Origin of the sequence: Lentzea sp. NPDC042327 (assembly GCF_040647275.1) — a bacterium.
In the GTDB taxonomy this organism is placed as follows: domain Bacteria; phylum Actinomycetota; class Actinomycetes; order Mycobacteriales; family Pseudonocardiaceae; genus Lentzea.
On record NZ_JBEZBX010000003.1, the window covers coordinates 423,196 to 442,605 of the forward strand.

The 19,410-nt window shown below is 72.3% G+C and carries 14 protein-coding genes; 6 read left to right on the forward strand and 8 right to left on the reverse strand.

What is annotated here, in order from left to right; translation table 11 throughout:
• The first annotated feature begins 75 nt into the window (after positions 1–75).
• Both AB0A63_RS09805 and AB0A63_RS09810 read left to right on the forward strand, forming a co-directional pair.
• Entirely contained in the window at positions 76–1,680 is a 1,605-nt protein-coding gene (locus tag AB0A63_RS09805; protein WP_360387702.1) for an FAD-dependent monooxygenase, read from the forward strand.
• A gap of 85 nt (positions 1,681–1,765) precedes the next feature.
• Positions 1,766–2,458, forward strand: coding sequence for a class I SAM-dependent methyltransferase (locus tag AB0A63_RS09810; RefSeq protein ID WP_360387704.1), 693 nt, complete (start codon positions 1,766–1,768; stop codon positions 2,456–2,458).
• Between the two features lie 4 nt (positions 2,459–2,462).
• Here AB0A63_RS09810 and AB0A63_RS09815 read toward each other — a convergent pair whose 3' ends face one another.
• Positions 2,463–3,311, reverse strand: a complete 849-nt coding sequence (locus tag AB0A63_RS09815) for a helix-turn-helix transcriptional regulator (protein WP_360387706.1) — start codon at positions 3,309–3,311, stop codon at positions 2,463–2,465.
• 85 nt (positions 3,312–3,396) lie between these two features.
• Here AB0A63_RS09815 and AB0A63_RS09820 point away from each other — a divergent pair, with 85 nt between their 5' ends.
• Together AB0A63_RS09820 and AB0A63_RS09825 are read left to right on the forward strand one after the other, a co-directional pair.
• A complete protein-coding gene (locus tag AB0A63_RS09820) occupies positions 3,397–4,176 on the forward strand; it encodes an SDR family oxidoreductase (protein ID WP_360387709.1) in 780 nt (259 codons plus the stop codon).
• A 470-nt stretch (positions 4,177–4,646) separates the two neighbouring features.
• Positions 4,647–6,044: a non-reducing end alpha-L-arabinofuranosidase family hydrolase gene (locus AB0A63_RS09825; RefSeq protein ID WP_360388368.1), complete on the forward strand. Its 1,398-nt coding sequence runs from the start codon at positions 4,647–4,649 to the stop codon at positions 6,042–6,044.
• Positions 6,045–6,235: 191 nt separating this feature from the next.
• Here AB0A63_RS09825 and AB0A63_RS09830 read toward each other — a convergent pair whose 3' ends face one another.
• Positions 6,236–7,699, reverse strand: a complete 1,464-nt coding sequence (locus AB0A63_RS09830; RefSeq protein WP_360387712.1) for an amidohydrolase family protein — start codon at positions 7,697–7,699, stop codon at positions 6,236–6,238.
• A gap of 132 nt (positions 7,700–7,831) precedes the next feature.
• Positions 7,832–8,836: a sugar ABC transporter substrate-binding protein gene (locus tag AB0A63_RS09835; protein WP_360387714.1), complete on the reverse strand. Its 1,005-nt coding sequence runs from the start codon at positions 8,834–8,836 to the stop codon at positions 7,832–7,834.
• A 209-nt stretch (positions 8,837–9,045) separates the two neighbouring features.
• Between AB0A63_RS09835 and AB0A63_RS09840 the strand changes: the two genes are divergently transcribed.
• On the forward strand, positions 9,046–11,010 hold the full coding sequence (locus tag AB0A63_RS09840) for a bifunctional diguanylate cyclase/phosphodiesterase (RefSeq protein ID WP_360388371.1): 1,965 nt from the start codon (positions 9,046–9,048) through the stop codon (positions 11,008–11,010).
• A gap of 61 nt (positions 11,011–11,071) precedes the next feature.
• Here AB0A63_RS09840 and AB0A63_RS09845 read toward each other — a convergent pair whose 3' ends face one another.
• From AB0A63_RS09845 to AB0A63_RS09865, 5 genes are all read right to left on the reverse strand, one after another.
• Entirely contained in the window at positions 11,072–12,400 is a 1,329-nt protein-coding gene (locus tag AB0A63_RS09845; RefSeq protein WP_360387717.1) for a M28 family peptidase, read from the reverse strand.
• A 78-nt stretch (positions 12,401–12,478) separates the two neighbouring features.
• A complete protein-coding gene (locus AB0A63_RS09850) occupies positions 12,479–13,465 on the reverse strand; it encodes a YbaB/EbfC family nucleoid-associated protein (RefSeq protein WP_360387720.1) in 987 nt (328 codons plus the stop codon).
• A 164-nt stretch (positions 13,466–13,629) separates the two neighbouring features.
• Positions 13,630–14,943, reverse strand: a complete 1,314-nt coding sequence (locus AB0A63_RS09855) for a PepSY-associated TM helix domain-containing protein (RefSeq protein WP_360387722.1) — start codon at positions 14,941–14,943, stop codon at positions 13,630–13,632.
• A gap of 73 nt (positions 14,944–15,016) precedes the next feature.
• Positions 15,017–15,541 (reverse strand): hypothetical protein, encoded by a 525-nt coding sequence (locus AB0A63_RS09860; protein WP_360387725.1) that lies wholly within the window; start codon positions 15,539–15,541, stop codon positions 15,017–15,019.
• Positions 15,542–15,750: 209 nt separating this feature from the next.
• Positions 15,751–18,603 (reverse strand): LuxR C-terminal-related transcriptional regulator, encoded by a 2,853-nt coding sequence (locus tag AB0A63_RS09865; protein ID WP_360387728.1) that lies wholly within the window; start codon positions 18,601–18,603, stop codon positions 15,751–15,753.
• 405 nt (positions 18,604–19,008) lie between these two features.
• Here AB0A63_RS09865 and AB0A63_RS09870 point away from each other — a divergent pair, with 405 nt between their 5' ends.
• Entirely contained in the window at positions 19,009–19,404 is a 396-nt protein-coding gene (locus AB0A63_RS09870; RefSeq protein ID WP_360387731.1) for a GNAT family N-acetyltransferase, read from the forward strand.
• Positions 19,405–19,410 lie beyond the last annotated feature (6 nt).

The window sequence follows — 19,410 nt, forward strand, 5'->3', positions numbered from 1 at the left end:
CGGCGGGCGATGTGGTGCGTCCGCGCAGCTCGCAATACTGCGATCGCACATTCGCCGACGTGAACGAGGAAGCCGATGCGCGACGAACGCGACTGCGACGTCCTGGTGGCGGGCGCGGGACCGACCGGTCTCTGCGCCGCCCTCATGCTCGCCCAGCACGGCGTGCGGGTGCGGGTGGTCGACGCCGGGTCGGGCCCGGTGGAACAGGCGCGTGCCGCGATCGTGCACGCCCGCACCCTGGAGCACTTCGACCGGCTCGGGGTCGCGGAGGCGGCCGTCGCCCGCGGCCTGCCCATCACCGACGTCGCGATCCACGAGGCCGGCCGGCACGTGGGCGACATGCCGCTCGCCGGTGAGGGCAGCGCGGACCAGACCCGGTTCCCCTACGCGCTCGCGCTGGAGCAGTTCGAGACCGAGCGGGTGCTCGTGGAGGCGTTGAAGGAGCACCACGTCGAGGTCGAGTGGAACACCGCCGTGGCGGACCTGGCCGACTCCGGCACCGAGGTCGCCGTGACCACCGTGCAGGGGCGCACGATCACGGCCCGCTGGCTGGTCGGCGCGGACGGGGCGAGCAGCGTGGTGCGCGGGCTCGTCGGCCAGTCGTTCGACGGCGAGACCTACGCCCAGGCGGGCATGCTCGCCGACGTCACGCTCGACGTCGACCTGGGCGTGCGGGGGATGCGGCTCAACCTGACCCGCGGCGGTTTCGTCGGCATCCTGCCGCTGGCGTCCGGGCGCTGCCGGCTCTTCGGCGTGGTGCCGCCGGAGCTGAGCCAGGCGCCTGCGCAGAAGAACCCCACGCACGAGGCCTACGCGCCGCTGCCGCCCGCGGACCTGCAGCAGTGGTTCGAGAACTACTTCAAGGTCGACGCCCGGCTCAAGGACGTCGTGTGGGCGTCGATGTTCCGGTTCCACAGCCGGATCGCCTCGAAGTTCCGCGTCGGCAACGTGTTCCTCGCGGGCGACGCCGCGCACATCCACAACCCGGCCGGTGGCCAGGGCCTCAACCTCGGTGTCGGCGACGCGGTCAACCTCGCCTGGAAGCTCGCGCAGGTCGTCAACGGCGAGGCGCCCGAGTCGCTGCTCGACACCTACGAGTCGGAACGCCGCCCCATCGCGCGGACCGTCCTCAAGCGCACCGACCTCGGGTTCAAGCTGGAGACCGGGAACAGCGCGGTGGCGGTGTGGATGCGCACGCACGTGGCGACCCGCGTGGTCGGCGTGGTGTCCCGGCTGGCGCCGATCCGCCGGATGTTCTTCCACATGTTCTCGCAGCTGTGGATCAGCTACCGGGGCTCGGCCGCGGTCGGCCCCGGCACCGGGCCGCTGCGGCCGGGCGACCGCGCGCCGTACGCCGAGATCCGGCCCACCCCGGACGGGGCGAGCAGCGTGCTGGACCTGACCCACGGCGCCGGGTACCACGTGCTGCTGTTCGGCGCGCAGGGCCTCGACACCGACGGGCTGGCCGCACGGCTCGACGACCGGTACACCGCCGCGATCACCACCCACGTCATCCCGCCGGAGGAGGAGGCCGCCCACCGCGGGTACCAGGTGAACGGCCCGCTGCTGGTGCTGGTCCGGCCGGACGGGCACGTCGCCGCGGTCGCGGACCCGTCGTCGGTGCAGGGCGTGGTGGACCACCTCGACACCGTGCTGACCCGCGTGCGGTCCGCGGTCTGACCCCGCGCGGGGTCCATGCTGCGCAACCGCGTGGGATCGTTTCCACCTGGTGTTCCCGGTCCGTCCTGCTCATCAGACTGTGCCCATGACACAGAGCGAGAAGACCGACGAGTCCCGCGGCTTCACGGACCCCGAGTACTGGAACTTCATGTACGACGAGGGGACCGCTCCGTGGCTCATCGGCGGGCCGCAGCCCGCGATCGTCGAGCTGGAGCGGCAGGGCCTGGTCCGCGGCCGCGTCCTCGAACCGGGCTGCGGCTCCGGTGAGCACACCACCCTCTTCACGAAGCTCGGCTACGACTCCCTCGGCGTCGACCTGTCCCCGAGCGCCATCGCCTACGCCCGCCGCACCGCGGCCGAACGCGGGGTGCCCGAGGCGCGGTTCGAGGTCGCGAACATGCTGCGGCCGCAGGACCACCCGTTCCTGTCGGGCGGGTTCGACACGGTCGTGGACGTGGCGCTGTTCCACGGGTTCGGCGCCTACGGCGACTCGGGTCACGCACAGGCGTACGCGCAGGTGCTGCACTCGCTGACGAACCCCGGCGCGCTCGTGCACATCCTCGCCCACTCCGACGCCGCGCCGGGGCTGAGCTCCAGCATCGGCGAGGGCGTGATCCCCGCGGCGTTCATCGACGGCTGGGTGGTCGAGAGCGTCGAGGCCGCGAGCTACCAGGGGTTCATCACCGAGCAGATCTCCGCGGTGGCCGTGCAGCGCGGCCTGCCCGCGCACGGGCCCGTCGAGCTGGCGGCGTGGCTCGGCCGGGTCCGCAGGCTGTGACCGGTCAGGCCCTGTCGCTGGTGTCGAAACCCTGTGCCGCCACCACGTTCAGCAGCGCCAGCGCCTCGGCGTCGGGTGACCCGGCCGGTGCGCTGTAGAGCACGAGGTGCTGGTCGCTGTCGGTGAGCGCCAGCGAGTCGCAGTCGACGGTGATCCTCCCGACCAGCGGGTGCCGGAAACTCTTGCTGAGCACGGTCGGCGACTGCACGTCGTGGCGTTCCCACCGCCGCGCGAACTCGGCGCTGCCCTCGCACAGCTCACCGACCAGATCGGAGATCACCACGTCGGCCGGGTACCGGGCGAGGGTGGCGCGCAGCTGCATGACGACGTGGTGGCGGAACTCCGTCGCGTCGGAGACCCCGTACAGCGCGGGCCCCGGTGTGAGGAACGCGCGGCGCGCGAGGTTGCGGTCCCGCGGGGCCAGGACGCGGAAGTCCTCCATCAGCGCGGCCATCAGGTCGTTGCACGCGAGCACCTCGAACGCCGCCGAGACCACCATCCCGGCCGTCTGCGGCAGCCGGTCGAGCAACGCGAGGACGCTCGGCCGGACGTCGCGCCGGTGCACCGCCGTGCGGCTGGGCGCGGTGCCCGCGAGGACGTGCAGGTGGTCGGACTCGGCGCCGGTCAGCCGCAGCGCGCCCGCGATCCCGGCGAGCACCTCGGCCGACGGGCGCGGGGCCCGTCCCTGCTCCAGGCGGACGTAGTACTCGGTGGAGATGTGCGCGAGCACCGCCACCTCCTCGCGCCGCAGGCCCGCGGTCCTGCGGCGCGGGCCGGACGGGAGACCGACGTCCTGCGGCCGGAGCCGGGCGCGCCGGCTGCGCAGGAACGCGCCGAGCTGCTGCTTGTCCATGCCCCGAGTATCCGCGCCGCGGACGGGCCCAGGGTGGTACAGCCTGTGCCTGCCTCCGGTGCGCCGGCGGCTCGACGCTGGAGCCATGACGAACTCCGACACCACTCCGGCCGGGCTGCTCACCGGCAAGGTCGTGCTCATCACCGGCGCCAGCCGCGGCATCGGCGAGGCAGCGGCCCGGCTGTTCTCCCGTGAGGGTGCCGCCGTCGTGCTGGCCGCCCGCGGAGCCGACGCCCTGGACCGCGTCGTCACCGGCATCCGCGCCGAGGGCGGTGTCGCCGACGCGGTCGTGGTGGACCTCGCCGACCGCGACAGCATCCGCGCCGCCGTCGACCGGGTCGAGCAGCTGCACGGACGGCTCGACGGCGCCTTCAACAACGGTGCGGTGGTGCAGCAGCCCGGCCCGCTCGACACGACCAGCGACGAGACGATCGACGAGCAGTTCGTGGTCAACTTCCGCGGCCACTGGACCGCGATGACCGCCGAAGCCGCCCTCATGCGCAAGAACGGCGGCGGCGCGATCGTGAACACCTCCAGCATCGGCAGCCGCCGCGCGAACCCCGTGCTGCCCGCCTACGGCGCCATGAAGCGCGCGCTCAACAGCCTCACCGAGAGCGCGGCCGTGACGTGGGGCCGGGAGGGCATCCGGGTCAACGGCATCACGCCCGGTGGCACCGAGACGGCGATGATCGACGAGTGGGAGGCGGCGACCCCCGGCGTCGTCGAGCAGCTCACCGCCACGATCCCGGTGGGCCGGATGGCGCAGCCCCGCGAGGTCGCCGAGGTGGCGGCGTGGCTGCTGAGCGACCGGGCCGCGATGGTGACCGGTGCGCTGGTGCCGGTCGACGGCGGTGCGGGCGCGTAGCCACCGCGCAATTGCGCGCACCTCGCGGTTCCGCGCTTTTAGCGGAAGCTAAAGGAATGCGGGTTCTTTTAGCTTCCGCTAAAAGCAGCAGGATGTGGCGGGCTTGATCGTGTTAGCGTTCACATTGGTTCTTGACCAGTCGCAGATCGTGCCTCAGAGTTTGCTGTGTGCGTTCGACATGTGCGGTGAAGACAGCCCGGTCTCCGGGGTCGTCGTCGAATTGTCGAACGCTCACATAGAGGCACTTTCATCACAGGGCGCGCGATGACCACTCGGCGCAAGAGGTCGCTCGGACGTTGCCCGTGCCGCAGTTCGCCCACACCTCGACGAAGAGGAGCACGCCCGTGGTCAGGACAGACCATCACCCGCCCACCGCACTTCCCCAGACCCGCAGGCGCCGTGCCGCCGGCGTCACCGCCGTGATCGGCGTGCTGCTCGGCGGGTTGCTGGTGGCGGTCAACGCGGCGCCCGTGTCGGCTGCGACCGTCGACACCACCGCCTGGTACGTGCTGGTCAACCGCAACAGCGGCAAGGCGCTGGACGTCTACAACCTCGCCACCGGTGACGGCGCGCGCATCACCCAGTGGAGCCGCAACGACGGCAACCAGCAGCAGTGGCAGTTCGTCGACTCCGGCGACGGCTACTACCGGGTGAAGTCCCGCCTGTCGAGCAAGGTGCTCGACGTCCACAACTTCTCGACCGCGGACGGCGGCAACGTCGTCCAGTGGTCGGACCTCAACGGCACCAACCAGCAGTTCCGCCTCGCTGACTCCGACGGCGGCCACGTGCGGCTGATCAACCGCAACAGCGGCAAGGCCGTCGAGGTCCAGGGTGCCTCCACCGCAGACGGCGGCAACGTCGTGCAGTACAGCGACTGGGGCGGCACCAACCAGCAGTGGCAGCTCGTGCGCGTCGGTGGCGACACCGGCCCCACCACCACGACGAGCAACAACCCCGGCCAGTGCTCCCTGCCGTCGACCTACCGCTGGTCCTCGACCGGCGCGCTGGCGCAGCCGCGGCAGGGCTGGGTGTCCCTCAAGGACTTCACCCACGTCATGGTCAACGGCAAGCACTTGGTCTACAGCACCACGCACGACACCGGGACCAGCTGGGGCTCGATGAACTTCACCCCGTTCACCAACTGGTCGGACATGGGGTCGGCGAGCCAGAACGCGATGAACTCCGGCACCGTCGCGCCCACGCTGATCTACTTCGCCCCGAAGAACATCTGGGTGCTCGCCTACCAGTGGGGCGGCACCGCGTTCACCTACCGGACGTCGAGCGACCCCACCAACCCGAACGGGTGGTCGTCGCCGCAGGTGCTCTCCACGGCGAGCATCAGCGGCTCCGGCACGGGCCCCATCGACCAGACGCTCATCGGTGACGGCCAGAACATGTACCTGTTCTTCGCCGGCGACAACGGCAAGATCTACCGCCAGGTCATGCCCATCGGGAACTTCCCCGGCAGCTTCGGCTCCTCCTACACGACCGTCATGAGCGACACGACGAACAACCTGTTCGAGGCGCCCGAGGTCTACAAGGTCCAGGGCCAGAACCAGTACCTGATGATCGTCGAGGCGATCGGTGCCAACGGCCGCTACTTCCGGTCGTTCACCTCCAGCAGCCTCAGCGGTTCCTGGACGCCGCAGGCGGCCACCGAGAGCCGTCCGTTCGCCGGCAAGGCGAACAGCGGTGCCACCTGGACCAACGACATCAGCCACGGTGACCTGATCCGCACCAACCCCGACCAGACCAAGACGATCGACCCCTGCAACCTGCAGCTGCTGTACCAGGGCCGCAACCCGAGCTCGGGTGGCGACTACGGCAAGCTGCCGTACCGGCCGGGTGTGCTGACGCTGCAGCGCTGACCGACCTTTTCACGAATCTGAACACCTGAACGGTTTCTCCGCCGGGCTTCCTGAGTCCGGCGGGGAAACCGTTCTCGCTATTCATGGCTCATTCCGTTCGCATACCGGAATCGGTCCGCGGTTCGGTACGTCCGCACCGGAGGCGTTCACCCGCGCCGTGCTCGCCCTGTGAACGCCTCCGTGCCCCCGCGTCAGCCGGCGGGAGGCGTGAGCACCCCGCCCGCCGCCGCGCGAATCCGCAGCGACGAGGCCGTGGCGTCGCGCACGATCCGGTCCACGTCGTAACCGGCCAACCGGCCGCCGCGCTTCACGAACTCCCCGTCGACGAGCACGGTGTCCACGTTGGCGGGTGTGGCCGACTGCACGAGCGCGGTCTCGGGCAGCCCACCCGGCGCGATGTTGACGTCGGTGGTGCGCACCAGGACGAGGTCGGCGCGCTTGCCGACGGTGATCGACCCGGTGACGTCGCCCAGGCCCAGCGCGCGGGCGCCGTTGACCGTCGCCATCTCGATCACCCGGCGGAACCCGATCTCCGGCAGGTCCGCGGTGGGCGTGCCCTGCCACGGGATTCCCGTCGTCCAGGCCACCCGCATCGTCTCGAACGGGTCCGGCGGCGCGATGGACGTGGCGTCCGACGACAGCGACACCGGCAGCCCGGCCGCGTTCATGCGCAGCAGCGCCGCCCTCGGGTCACCGGCCGCGCCGAGGCGGAACTCCGAGTGCGGCGCCCAGCTCAGCGGCGTGGCGGTGCGCACCAGGACCTCGATGTCGCTGTCGAGCGCCGTGACGTAGTGGCACAGCAACGTCTTCGGCCCCAGCCACCCGCGCCGCTCGTAGTCGGCGGCGTCCACGATCCGCGGCGGCGACTGGCCCGCGTGCACCGACACCGGCAGCCCGCGGCCCAGCACCGCGTCCATGTCGGCGAAGAAAGCGCTCTCATCGCTCTGCGACAGCCCGCGCACGCTGACCCCGAGGTGCACGCGCCCGTCGAACGCGGTGCCACCCGCGAAGTACTGCTGCCGCACGCGGTCCACGTCGGTCAGGTCCACCGGCACGTCCCGCGGCATCTGGTCCACGTGGCCGTAGGAGAACCGAGCGCGCAGCAGCCCGTCGCGGTGCGCCCGCAGCTCGGCGTCGGCGTGCGCGGGGGAACGCGTGTTGTTGCACCAGTTGTGGACGGTGGTGACGCCCGCGTTCGCCAGCTCGGCGAGCCCGAGCAGCACGCTGCGGTAGTGGTCGGCCGGTTCGTACAGCGCCGACGTGGCCCGCTTCGCCGCGAAGTACGGGAAGCCGTCGGCCACGAAGTTGCGGCCCAGCGCGCTCCACATGTGGTGGTGGGTGTTGACGAACCCCGGCGCGACGATCATGCCGGTCGCGTCGACGACCTGCGCGTCCGGTGCCTTCAGGCCGAGGCCGACCGCGGCGATCCGGCCGTTCTCGACGAGCACGTCACCGCGGGGCAGCACGCCGAGCGCGGGGTCGACGGTGACCACCGCGCCGCCCCTGATCAGCAGGCGGCCCCGGTGCGGGCCGGGGCCGGCGGGTGTTGTCGCCGGCTCGGTGGCCGCTGCCGTCGCGGAACCCGTCGCGGAAGCCGTCGCGGACATGGCGAGTGCGGCACCCAGGGACTTGGTGAGCGTCCTGCGGTTGATCATGGGACCTCCAGGGCTGGGACTCGGACGAGTCATGCTCACCTGGGACTTCCGCCCCTGTCACCGTGCTGCCGCGGCCGCTGGACCAGGCGGTGGAAGGCGCTTACCGCGCCTGGTCCAGCCGGCGTGCCCCGCTCACCGAGCCTCGTGCAGCGGCCGGATGTGCCGTTCGGCGTGGGCGGTCAACGCCTCCACCTGGGGCCGTGCCGCGTCGAGCCGCGCCTCGGGACTCGACTGGCGGGCGATGATCTGGTCCACGTTGGCCCGCGTCACCAGCAGCCCCGGCGCCACGAACCAGCCCTCCGGCAGCGGGCGGCCGTTCTTCGCGTGCGCGGCGAGCAGCCAGCCGGCCACCGCGCCCTTCACGAAGTGCTCCGCCGACACCGACGCGAACAGGTGCCCGTCCTTGACGCCCTGCAGCGCCTTCGGGTCCACGCTGAACGCACCGGCCAGCCACCGCGCGCCCCTGGCGGCGTGCACGGCGGCGAGGTTCACCGCGTCGACGTCGCCGGCGCCGAGGAACGCGAGCGCGTCCGGGTTCGCGTCCACGACCCGCTGCCAGGTCGCGAGGTTCGCCTGCGCGTCCCTGCCGGTGTCGAGCGGGCCCATCACCCGCAGCTTCGGCAGCCGTTCGGTGAGCCGGGCCCGCATGCCGGCCGACCGCTGGTCCAGCGCGGGCATCGCGGGGGAGTTGCTGCCGATCACCACGGTGCCCGCGGCGTCGGGCGGGAGCCGCTCCACGGCGGCGTCGGCGAGCAGCTGGCCCATGTCGTAGCTGTCGTTCTCGATGAGCAGCTCGACGTCGGCGCCCGGCGCGATCTGGCCGCCGGCGACCGCGATCACCGGGATGTCCTGCTCGACCAGCCGCGCCATCGGCCCCGCGAGCAGCTCCGGTGCCACCGCGGACACCCCGATGCCGCCCCTGGCCCGCGTGGCGAGGTCCCTGAGCAGCTCGACCTGGCGCAGGCCGTCGTGCGTGGCCGGGCCGGTGGTCTCGGTCCGCACGCCACCGACCAGCTGCGCGCCCGCGGTGAACCCGTCGCTCATCTCGCGGGAGAAGTCGCGCGAGGTGTTCTGCGACAGGAAACCGATGGTCGGCGGATCATCGGACGTCTGCCCGGTCGTGCACCCGCTCACCACCAGTGCGAGGGTGAGAACCGCTGCCGGCAGGGCACGGGCAGGCGAAAGCATTGGTGAGCCCCATCGTCGGGTGTGCCGAGCGCCAGACGGTAGTGGGTCGGTGCCGATCACCGCCAGTGGTCCGGAAAGCACCGTCCGCGGGTTGCGTGCCATCCTTTGGCTGCGTACCAATGAGCACTTCGCACGAGTTCCGATCGTGAGGCGCGGTGATGCTGTCCACCTGGGTCGAGGCCCGCACGACCGCGCACACGACGGTCGTGAGCCTGGTGATCGGCCTGGCCACGCTCGCGGGGATCGCGCTGTGGATGAGCCTGAGCGCCCAGCGCGCCGCCGCGCACCTGCACGAGCTCAACGAGACCAGCGACCGCTGGGGCCAGGTCGTGCAGAACGTCGACGTGGCCGACCACGCCATGTCCGACTACCTGCGCTCCGGCACGCCGGTGATGCGGCAGCCGCTGGTCAGCGCGGCCGGAGCGGCGGGGGAGAGCCTGCGGTGGCTGGGCGACAACGGCGGCGCGGCCGACGTGCGCGCCGCCGGGATCGTCGGCGACCTGTACGGCGACTACACGACGCTGCTGCGCGACGTCGTGGCCCTGGGTGACGGCGGTGACGCGACCGGTGCCGCGCTGAAGGCCGACCAGGCCGAGCTCACCGTCGTCTCGCTGCGCAAACAGCTCTCGACCGTGGTGCAGCTCAAGCGCCTGGAGACCTCCGAGTACCTCAAGCACGCCGAACACCACAACGGGCAGCTGCGGATCGCGGCACTGGTCGCGTTCGTGGTCGACCTGGGGCTGGTCGCGCTCTGCGCGGTCGTGCTGCTCGGCCACCGCCGCAAGATCCTGCGCCAGGCCGCCAAGAGCGAGCACGAGGCCTCGCACGACGCGCTGACCGGCCTCGCCAACCGCACGTTGCTGACGCAGCGGACCGAACAGGCGATCAGCCGGGCAGCGGTCTCCGGTGACCCGCTCGGGTTGTTCCTGATCGACCTCAACCGCTTCAAGCCGATCAACGACACCCTCGGCCACGCGTTCGGCGACCGGTTGCTCCAGCACGTCGCGACCCGGCTGACGAGCGCCGTGCGCGGGGACGACACCGTGGCGCGGCTGGGCGGCGACGAGTTCGCGGTGCTGCTGCCCGCCGTCGGCAGCACGGCGAACGCGCTGGCCGTGGCGGGCAAGGTGCACCGGGCCCTGGAGGAGGCCGTCGACCTCGACGGCCTGTCGGTGGAGGTCGGCTGCAGCATCGGCGTCGCCCTGTACCCGAGCGACTCGACCGACGCGCACGACCTGCTCAAACACGCTGACATCGCCATGTACGCGGCCAAGCGCAACCGCCTGGGCACCACGGCCTACGAACCGGGCCTGGACGAGCACAGCGCCGCCCAGCTGACCGTGATCAGCGACCTGCGCCGGGCGATCGACCAGCGCGAGCTGGTGCTGCACTACCAGCCGAAGGCCGACGTGCGCAGCGGCACGATCTGCGGCGCCGAGGTGCTGTGCCGCTGGCAGCACCCGCGGCTGGGCCTGCTCGGCCCCGACCGGTTCATCCCCGCTGCCGAGGAGACCGGCCTGATCGAACCGCTCACCCGCTACGTCCTCGACCACGCGCTCGACCAGTGCCGGCGGTGGCACGCGGCCGGGCAGGAGGTGCCGGTCTCGGTCAACGTCGGCGCCCAGTGCCTGCACGACCTCACGTTCCCCGACCAGGTCCTCGACCTGCTCGCACGGCACGACCGCCGGCCGGGCGCGCTCACCCTGGAGATCACCGAGAGCGCCATCATCGCCGACCCGCACCGCGCCACCGAGGTGCTCGGCCGGCTGCGCGAGCTCGGCGTGCGGCTGTCCATCGACGACTTCGGCACCGGCTACTCGTCGATCGCCTACCTGCGCACGATGCCGGTGCACGAGATGAAGATCGACCGGTCGTTCACCACGAACATGCGCACCGACCCCAGCAGCGGGGCGATCACCCGCTCGCTGCTCGGCCTCGCGCACAACCTGGAGCTCGAGGTCGTGGCCGAGGGCGTGGAGGACGAGGAGACCTGGTCCGCGCTGGCCGCGCTGGGGTGCGACATCGTGCAGGGCTACTGCCTGAGCCGCCCGCTGCCCGCCGACGAGTTCGCGGCCTGGCTGCGCGAGCGGACGCCCACCGGGCTGACCGTTCCGAGCGGATGACCGCGGGCGCGCACCCCGGCGTGAGGGGCGCGCCCCCGTGCCGCCTCAGCGGCGGGACCGTTCAGCGCTGCGTGGCGAGCCGGTATGCCGCCGCGCCGACCAGCTCCATCGACACCTGGAGGCGTTCGAGGCTCACGTTGGCCGCGATCGTGTCCTCCGGCGTGTGGTAGATCGGCTCCAGCAGCTGCGGACCGCCCTCGCCGCGCCAGCTGAAGTTCGCCGACGCCATGCCCTTCTCGTGGAACGGCACGTGGTCGCTGGACCCGCGGGCCACCGGGCCGTGCACGCGCGGGTCGTAGCCGAGTCGCTGAGCGGCGGCGCGGACCTCGCGCGTGGTGTTGTTGTCGGCGCCGTCGACGGACAGCAGCCAGTACGCCGTGGCCGGGTCGTGGCTGGTGGCGACCATGTCGTTCTGGAACACGCCCGAGATGCGGGCGATCTCCTCCGGCGTGAGCTGCGAGACGTAGTGGCGGGAGCCGAGCAGGCCCTGTTCCTCCGAGCCCCACAACGCGAAGCGCAGCGTCCTGCTCGTCGGCAGGTGGCGCAGCACCCGCGCGAGCTCCAGGCACAGCACCGTGCCGCTGCCGTCGTCGTTGGCGCCCGGCGAGCCCGGAACGCTGTCGTAGTGCGCGGTGACCATCACGACCCCGTTGTCGCGCCACGGGAACGTGGCCGGGCGTTCGGCGATCACGTTGTAGGACGTCAGGTTCGCGTGGTGGGTCGTGGTGATCGTCAGCTCGGCCGTGCTGCCGCGCAGGCGTTCGGTGTGCACCTGGGCGAGACCGACCACCGGCACGGCGACGTTCTGGGTGAGGGTGGGGGAGAACGCGCTCAGCTTGCTCGCGGTCGTCGAGACGCGGCCGAGCAGGACGGCGACCGCGCCCTTCTCGATCGCGGCCAGCGTCGGCGCGGAACCGGTGGGGGCGTTGACGAACAGCGCGATCTTGCCGGTCAGGTCGGGCAACGCGCTGCCGTCGCCGACGTCGGCGACCGGTGCCGTGACCGTGACGCCGAGCGCGCCGAACCGGGACGCGCCCGCCTGCCAGCGCGCGCGGTCCACCACGACGTCGGCGAGGTACTTGTCCGGCACGGTGAACGGCTGCGTGGTCACCTGGTACCGCAGCTGCCTGAGCACCTTCACGAGGTAGTCGCGCGCCTGGTGCTCGGAGGCGGTGCCGCCGATGCGCGGGCCGATCCGGTCGCTCAGCACCCGCAGGTGCTCGAGCGCCTTGCGGGCCTTGACCTGTGCCACCACGGGGAAGTCGCCGAGGTGGAGGTCGGGCAGGTGCGAGGCGCCCGGCCGCTGCCGCGTCGCGGCCCACGCGCTCGCCGGGTTGGCCGCCACGACCGCAACACCGGCCGCCGCTGCGAGGAAGTCACGTCTGCGCATGGTGCGTCGCCCCCATCTCCCGTTGTCGACGTGAACGTACGGAGACGCCGGCGTGGAGGACAACCGACTTCCGGTGGGTCACGCGGCGTGGTCGAGCACGAGGTCCTGCACCCGTTTGCGGGCATCCGCGCGTGCCTTGCCGATGCACGCCATCAGCAACGCCGACAACACGTCGGGGTCCTGGTCGCGTGCGGCCGGGTCGAGCGCGATGCCGGTGGTGACACCGTTCGCGTCCACGGTGACGCTGACGGGTCCGGTCGACGCGCGTCCGACGACCGCGCCGAGGTCGCGCAACAGCTCGTGGTACCGCTCGCGTTCCTGCTGCGCGGCCGCCTCGGTCTGCTCCCGCCACCACGCCATCCGCCGCAGCAGCAGGTCCCGCGCGCCCACCGGGTCCGGCACCGGGACCGTCCACGTCCCGGACGCCGTCCGCAGCACGAGCGCGTCGTCCCGCGCGGTGACCTCGTCGATCCGGGCGAACGCCACTCCGGCGTCGACTCCCGCTGCCCGCCAGTCGACCCGGTCGGTGCCGATCACGACCCGCGTCCCGCCACCGGCCAGCACGAGCGGGAACGCCGTCGCGCCGAGCTCCACGACCGGTGTCGCGAGCAACGACCGCTTCGCCAGCCGCGCCAGCCATCCGGCCGAGCCCGCCCCGAGCACACCCGCCGCGCACAGCGCCTTCACCGCGACCGCCGCACCAGGGCTGAGCCGCAACGCGATCCCCGACCCCGGCAGCACGCCGAGCACCACCTGCGCCCCGGTCATCAGCGTGGTCGCGGGCAACCACGAGTGCGGGTCGCTCAACCCGTTGCGCCGCAACCACGACAGCAACGCCCAGGCGCACGCGGCCGCCGCCACCGCCGGGATCGCCGACCACCACGGCATGATCCGCTGCCCGGCCGACGTCATCCCGGCCAGCACGACGCACACGACACCGATCGCGGCGGGCAGCACACCCGCGGAGAACAGCAGCAACGTCCGGGTCCGCCGCCAGCGCCCGGCCAGCGCGCGCACGACCTGCGGGTCGTTGCTCAGGGGGACGGCGTGCGGGATCAGAGTCATCGTGCGCACCCCTCGTCAGCTCTCCGCCGCCACCTGCTGTGACGTGCGGGCCGACCAGGCTTCCCGGCGCACCTGGGGACAAATATGCCGCAAATGTCCAGATCAAGCAAGCCTTGTCCACTGTGGACGGTGTGGTGCCGGTGCGCACCACACCGTCCCGCGGGTCAGCTCGCCGCGGTCTTCTCCTCGCCCCGCAACCCGAGCAGCGCGTCCACCACGAGGAACGCCACGAGGCTGATCCCGAGCAACGGCGCGAACCACCCGACCACGACCGCGCCCACGCCGAGCGCCACGAGCGCCACCGGCGGCGCCTTGCGCCACTGCCCGCGCGGCGTCGGGCGGCCGAACCCGCGGGTCGGCCTGCGCTTCCACCACATCCGGTAGCCCATGACCACCAGCGCGACGAGCCCGCCGCCGAGCAGCAGCAGGAGCAGCTGGTTGGGCCAGCCGAACAGCACGCCCATGTGCGCATCGATGCCCCACCGCGTCATCTTCGCCATGAACGGGAAGTCGGCGAACCGCACCGAGCTCACGACCGAGCCGTCCCGCACGGCCACCGCGTCGCCGTGGCTCGCGAGGCCCTTCTCGATCTCGGTGACCTTCCACACGCCCTCCGCGGGCAGCCCGATCTCGACCTGGCCCGCGTCGATGCCCCACCCGCGCGCGGTGGCCAGGACGGCGTCGACGTCCGCGGGGTCGGCGGCCGGCGCCTCGGTGTGCTCGCCGTGACCGGAGTGCTCACCACCGCCGGGGACCTGCAACGCCGGGGTGGACCAGCCGAACGCCTCGCGCAGCGTGCCGATGTTCTCGCCGGCGTAGGCCGACCAGGTGAGACCGGTCGCGGACAGGAACAGCGCGCCCGCCAGCACCCACACGCCGAGCAGGCCGTGCTTGCGGATGCGCTTGCTGCCGCGGGCCCGCGTGAGCCACAGGACGAGACCGCCCAGCGCGATCACCCACAGCCAGGAGGCGGCCAGCTCGCTGTAGAGGCGGCCGGGCTCGCCGAGCGCCAGGTTGCGGTGCAGCTGGTCGAGCGTGGTGCGCAACGGCAGCACGCCGCTGGCCCCGGAGACGACGAGGTCGCCGGTCACCTTCCCGGTGCCGGGGTCGACGAAGACGGCGCGGCGCTCGGACTCGCCCAGGCCCTCCTCGGCGAACAGCACGCGGGTCGTGTCACCGGGTTCGGCGGCCGGGCGTACCGCGACGAGGTCACCGGCGGGCGCGGTCGCCATCGCCGCGCTGACCTGTTCGGACAACGGGAGCTGTTGCGCGGACGCGGGAACGCGCAGCTGGTCCGAGTAGACCCACGACTCCAGCTGCGGGGTCAGCGCGTAGAGGACACCGGTCAGCGCGGCGACGAGGATGAACGGGCCGACGAGCACGCCGGCGTAGAAGTGCAGGCGCAGGAACAGTCCGCGCCAGGCGAACGAGGTCCTGTTCGCAGGCGCGGTGGCCGGCGGTGTTTCCGTGGTGGACATGGCAGAGCTCCAAGTGGGCGTGAACAGGCACCGGCCGGCGCACGAGCGCGCCGGCCTCGGGGATGAGGGGGAGTCAGGCCTGTTCAGCCGGGGGACCGCGCCACGACAGCACGTCCAGGACCACCGGGGCGGCCGGGACGTGCCGGTACACGGGCACGGAGAGGGGAGCCGTCGCCACGAACGGCGTCAGCTTGCGGGGCAGCAGCGAGGCGAGCGTGCGCGCCAGCCCGAGGACCGTGCGCTCGGCGACCGCCAGCGCGCCGACGACGACCGCCGTGGCCACGACGTGGGCCGCGGTCATGCGTTCGGCGCTGACGTACCCGGCGCTGACGTGGTCGTGCCGGGACGAGGCGAGCTCCAGCACGAGGTGCATCGCGAGCTGCCCGCCGCCGACGAGCGCCAGCAGCCGCGCCGGTGTGAGCTCGTGCCGTGCCAGCCCGCCCACCGCCCACGTCAGCAACGCGACGAGGGAGAAGACCAGCCCGGCATCGGGCAGGTGGCCATCGGCGCTGGAGTGCGCGAGGACGGCCAAGGCGCCCGTGGTCACGCCGACAGCTCCGCAGCGCGCACGGCGCAGAGGAGCGGAAGGCAGGGCCATGCAGGCAGAATAGTGGCCGGAACGCGGGGGGAGGACCTCCGATCGGCCCCAGGTGAGAACGTGCACACGGACCGGTCCACAGTGAACCGGACCGCCTGCGCGTCCGTATCCCCATCAGGGCAACCGCGGTGTCGAAGCCCCGTTCGACGCGGGCCACCCGGCTGTGGCCGGCGTGGGATTCGACGCTTCGACACCCCCCGCAGGCGCCTCTAGGGCGCGATGCGGGCGAGGTCCACGCGCGACTGGATGGAGAGCTTGCGGTAGATCTGCCGCAGGTGGAACCCGACGGTGTGCGGCGACACGAACATCTCGCTCGCCACCTGCCGGTTGGTCAGCCCCTGCGCCACCAGCCGGGCCACCTTCGCCTCGGTGCTGGTGAGGCTGTCCCAGCCCGTCTCCGGCCGCGCCTCGTGGTTCCAGTGCCGCCGCCGCACGCCCAGCCTGCGCAGCTTGCGCCGCACGCGGGCCGAGTCCCACTCCGCTCCCAGCTCGTCGTAGGCGGCCATCGCCCGGTTCAGCCCGGCGATGGCGCGGTCGCGGTCCTGCTCGCGCAGCAACGTCCCGGTGTCCTCGATGACCGACGCCGCCGCCCACGGGTCGCCGTAGCCGTCCTCCAGACCCGCCAGGGCGCTGACATCGTTGTCGTACAACGCTCTTCCGTGCCGTGCGGCCGCGAGGACCGTGTCGAAGCCGGGGTTCTCGGCCGCGATCCGCTCGGCGGCGGTCACGACGTTCCCGGCCAGCTGCCGTTCACCGGCGGACAGCGCCGTGCGGACCGCCCACGCCGTCATCGACGGGTCCTCCAGCAGGATCTGGCGGCACTGCTCGGTGTCCGTGATCGCCCCGCGCAGCTCGTCCATTGCGGCGTGCGCGCCACGGCGTGCGGAGGTGACCACGGCGGCGAGCACGCGGATGAGCGCCGTCCACGGTTGCGCGCGCTCGGCCGGTGCGCGTTCCTCCAGCCGCCGCAGGCTGTCCGACGCCATGGCCAGATCACCGCGGCGCAGCGCCGAGATCACCAGCACCGCGCGCAGCTGCGGTTGGTACAACGGCATCTCCGCGCGTTCGGAGGCCGCCAGCCCGGCGCGCGCGTCCGCTTCCGCCGCCGCCAGCTCGCCCTTGGCGAGCAGGATCGTGGCGCGCAGGGCGAGCGGGACCGGGCTGAGCACGCCGTTGTGCTCGGCGTTGATGGCCGCGCGGGCGGTCTCGGCGGCGGCGAGCGCCTCGTCGAGCTTGCGGACCCTGGTGAGCAGCCACGCCCTGGTCCACAGCGGATCGCTCTGCCACGCGCGGGTGAGCGGGCCGCGCAGCCGCACCGCCTCGTCGACGGCGCTGATCGCCTCGTCGAGCCGGCCCTCCCGCCAGTGCGACATCGCCCGCACGTTGAGAGCGGCGGCCCGGACGTCGTCGCTGTGCGGCTCCGGCAGGTCGAGCACCCGGTCCGCGACGAGCGTGACCTTGCTCTGGTCGTTGTGCGACAACGCGTTGAGCAGCAGCAGCTCCGGGCACGGCTCGGTGGCGGGGTCGCGCAGGTCCGTGCCCGGCCGGGTGACCGACACGGCCTGGTTCGACAGGTCGTAGGCGGCCGTGGTGTCGCCGCGCAGCAGCAACGCCGTGGCGAGCCAGGTCCGCAACGGCCGGGTGAACTCGGGACCGCCGTGCAGGTGCTCGCCCAGCTGCTCGCGGGCCAGGTCCACGGCTTCGCTCAGGCACCCGAGCCGGACCAGCGCGGCCGTGGCGGTGGTGGCCAGCGCCGCGTGGTCGGCGCTGCCGGGGGTCGCGATCCGCAGCCCGCGGGTCGCGAGGGCCGACGCCGCCTGCGGCGAGGAGGCGAGCATCCGGTGCGCCGCCTCGCGGATCGTGGCGATCGCCGCGGTGTCGCCGGGCACCGTGCAGTGCACCAGGTGCACCGCGGCCGCCTCGGCCCTGGCGCGCGGGCGGGCCAGCAGCATCGTGGCGGCCTGGTGGTGCAGCATCGAGCGCAGCAGCTCGGGCACGGTGCCGAGGACCGCGCGCCACACCGGCTCGCGGTGGAACACGAACTCGTCGGCCTCGCTGCCGATCAGCCCCGCGGCCAGCGCCTCCTGCAACGGCCCCAGGAGCTGTGCGGGGCGTTCGCCGAGCATCTCGGCCAGGTCCTGCGGCGTGAACCTGCTGCCCAGCACAGCGGCGACCTGCAGCACCTCCTGCGCGCGGGTGGAGAGCTCCCACAGCCGCGCCTGCGCCAGCCGCACGAACGGCCGCGGCAGCGGTGCGTCCGGCTCGGCCTCGACCGCCGCGGAGACCCCCGTCGCCCACGGCCCGCCCACGAGCCGCGCCACGTGGTCGCCGGCCACCACGCAGCCCTCGCGGCGCAGGTCGAGCACCAGGTCGACGACCGCCTGCGGGGTGCCGCCGACGCTCTCGCACAACGCCACCAGGTCGTCGCTCGGCGTCGCGTCGAGCAGGTCGCCCGCGATGCCCGCGACCGCCGCACCGCTCAGCGGCGGCAACGGCCCGAGCCACTCGGTGCGGTGCCTGCGCGCCAGCACCCGCAACGCGACCCCGTTGGGGGACTCGGCGTGGTCGGTGTGCACGGCGAAGAGCCACAGCACCGGCGCCTTGTCCAGTTTGGACATCACGGCCCCCAGTGCCTGCAGCAGCGTGGAGTCGGTCCACTGCGCGTCGTCCACGGCCACCAGCACCGGTCCGCGCCGCAGGTGACCGGCGAGCTGGGCCTCGAACCGCCCGGCGAGCACGCCGACCCGGTCTTCCTCCGCCCGCCCGCCGCGCGCGTTGACCAGGGTGACGGCCCTGCCGTGACCGGTCTGCTCCGCCGCACCGTTGACGACCGCGAAGCCGCGCCTGGCCGCGGCCGACATCAGCTCCAGCAGCAGCCGTGTCTTGCCGGTTCCCGCGCCGGACTCCAGCACGACGACGTGCGCCCGCTGCTGCTCGGCGCTCTCGCGCATCAGCAGCTCGACGCGGCCGACCTCCGCCGTCCGGCCGTGCAGGGCCCACTGGGGGCCTGCGCTGTCCGGCGCCACCCCGTCCGCGAGCTCTTCGAGAATCCGACGCTCCACACTCTTCCTCCCCGACTGCGCAGATCACCTCAGGTGCGGCGTGTGCAAATAGAGGATAGGGACGACAAATGTCAGTCGGCTAGCACGTGTCTCAGTACGCCAACGGCTCATCATTCCGCCAGACGGGTGGTTGTCGTCCCTTTTCTGCATCATATCTGCAGCTCAGGACTGTGTAAAGAAAAATGTCAAAGAACCGAAACTGCCGCTTGAGACCATAACGACCTAAAGGGATCAGTAATCCGGAATTCGGGCTGCAACCGTTTTCTGGCACGTCGGGGCAGGTATGCCAATCAAGACGGAACGGGCAGAAACCGGACCTGTTCCGAAGGTTTTCGCGTGGAATTCGCGCACGAGCCACCGGCATCGGGTGAACGTTTCTGATCGGCGCGGTGGCAGGCTGCTGTCGTGATCACGTACAGCACCGACGTCGAAGATCTGACCGAAGCCGACCTGACGGGGTTCTTCGCCGGCTGGCCGAAGCCGCCGAGCCCCGCGCAGCACCTCGCGGTGCTGCGCGGCAGCTACCGTGCCGTCGTCGCACGCGTGGACCGGCAGGTCGCCGGCTTCGTGAACCTGATCAGCGACGGCGTGCTGACCGGGTTCGTCCCGTGGCTGGAGGTGCTGCCGCAGCACCAGGGCCGGGGGATCGGTGCCGAGCTGGTGCGCCGGGTCGTGGCCGAGGGCGCGCACCTGTACTCGATCGACCTCGTCTGCGACGAGGAGCTGCGGCCGTACTACGAACGCCTCGGCATGACCGCGGTCACCGGGATGATCCTGCGCAACCGCGACGCCTGCGGGTGAGCCCCG

Coding starts and splice junctions, on each gene's coding strand:
- AB0A63_RS09845 (WP_360387717.1), bottom strand. CDS start 12,400: ATGCGCAGACGTGACTTCCTCGCAGCGGCGGCCGGTGTTGCGGTCGTG.
- AB0A63_RS09850 (WP_360387720.1), bottom strand. CDS start 13,465: ATGACTCTGATCCCGCACGCCGTCCCCCTGAGCAACGACCCGCAGGTC.
- AB0A63_RS09840 (WP_360388371.1), top strand. CDS start 9,046: ATGCTGTCCACCTGGGTCGAGGCCCGCACGACCGCGCACACGACGGTC.
- AB0A63_RS09815 (WP_360387706.1), bottom strand. CDS start 3,311: ATGGACAAGCAGCAGCTCGGCGCGTTCCTGCGCAGCCGGCGCGCCCGG.
- AB0A63_RS09820 (WP_360387709.1), top strand. CDS start 3,397: ATGACGAACTCCGACACCACTCCGGCCGGGCTGCTCACCGGCAAGGTC.
- AB0A63_RS09830 (WP_360387712.1), bottom strand. CDS start 7,699: ATGATCAACCGCAGGACGCTCACCAAGTCCCTGGGTGCCGCACTCGCC.
- AB0A63_RS09805 (WP_360387702.1), top strand. CDS start 76: ATGCGCGACGAACGCGACTGCGACGTCCTGGTGGCGGGCGCGGGACCG.
- AB0A63_RS09860 (WP_360387725.1), bottom strand. CDS start 15,541: ATGGCCCTGCCTTCCGCTCCTCTGCGCCGTGCGCGCTGCGGAGCTGTC.
- AB0A63_RS09810 (WP_360387704.1), top strand. CDS start 1,766: ATGACACAGAGCGAGAAGACCGACGAGTCCCGCGGCTTCACGGACCCC.
- AB0A63_RS09855 (WP_360387722.1), bottom strand. CDS start 14,943: ATGTCCACCACGGAAACACCGCCGGCCACCGCGCCTGCGAACAGGACC.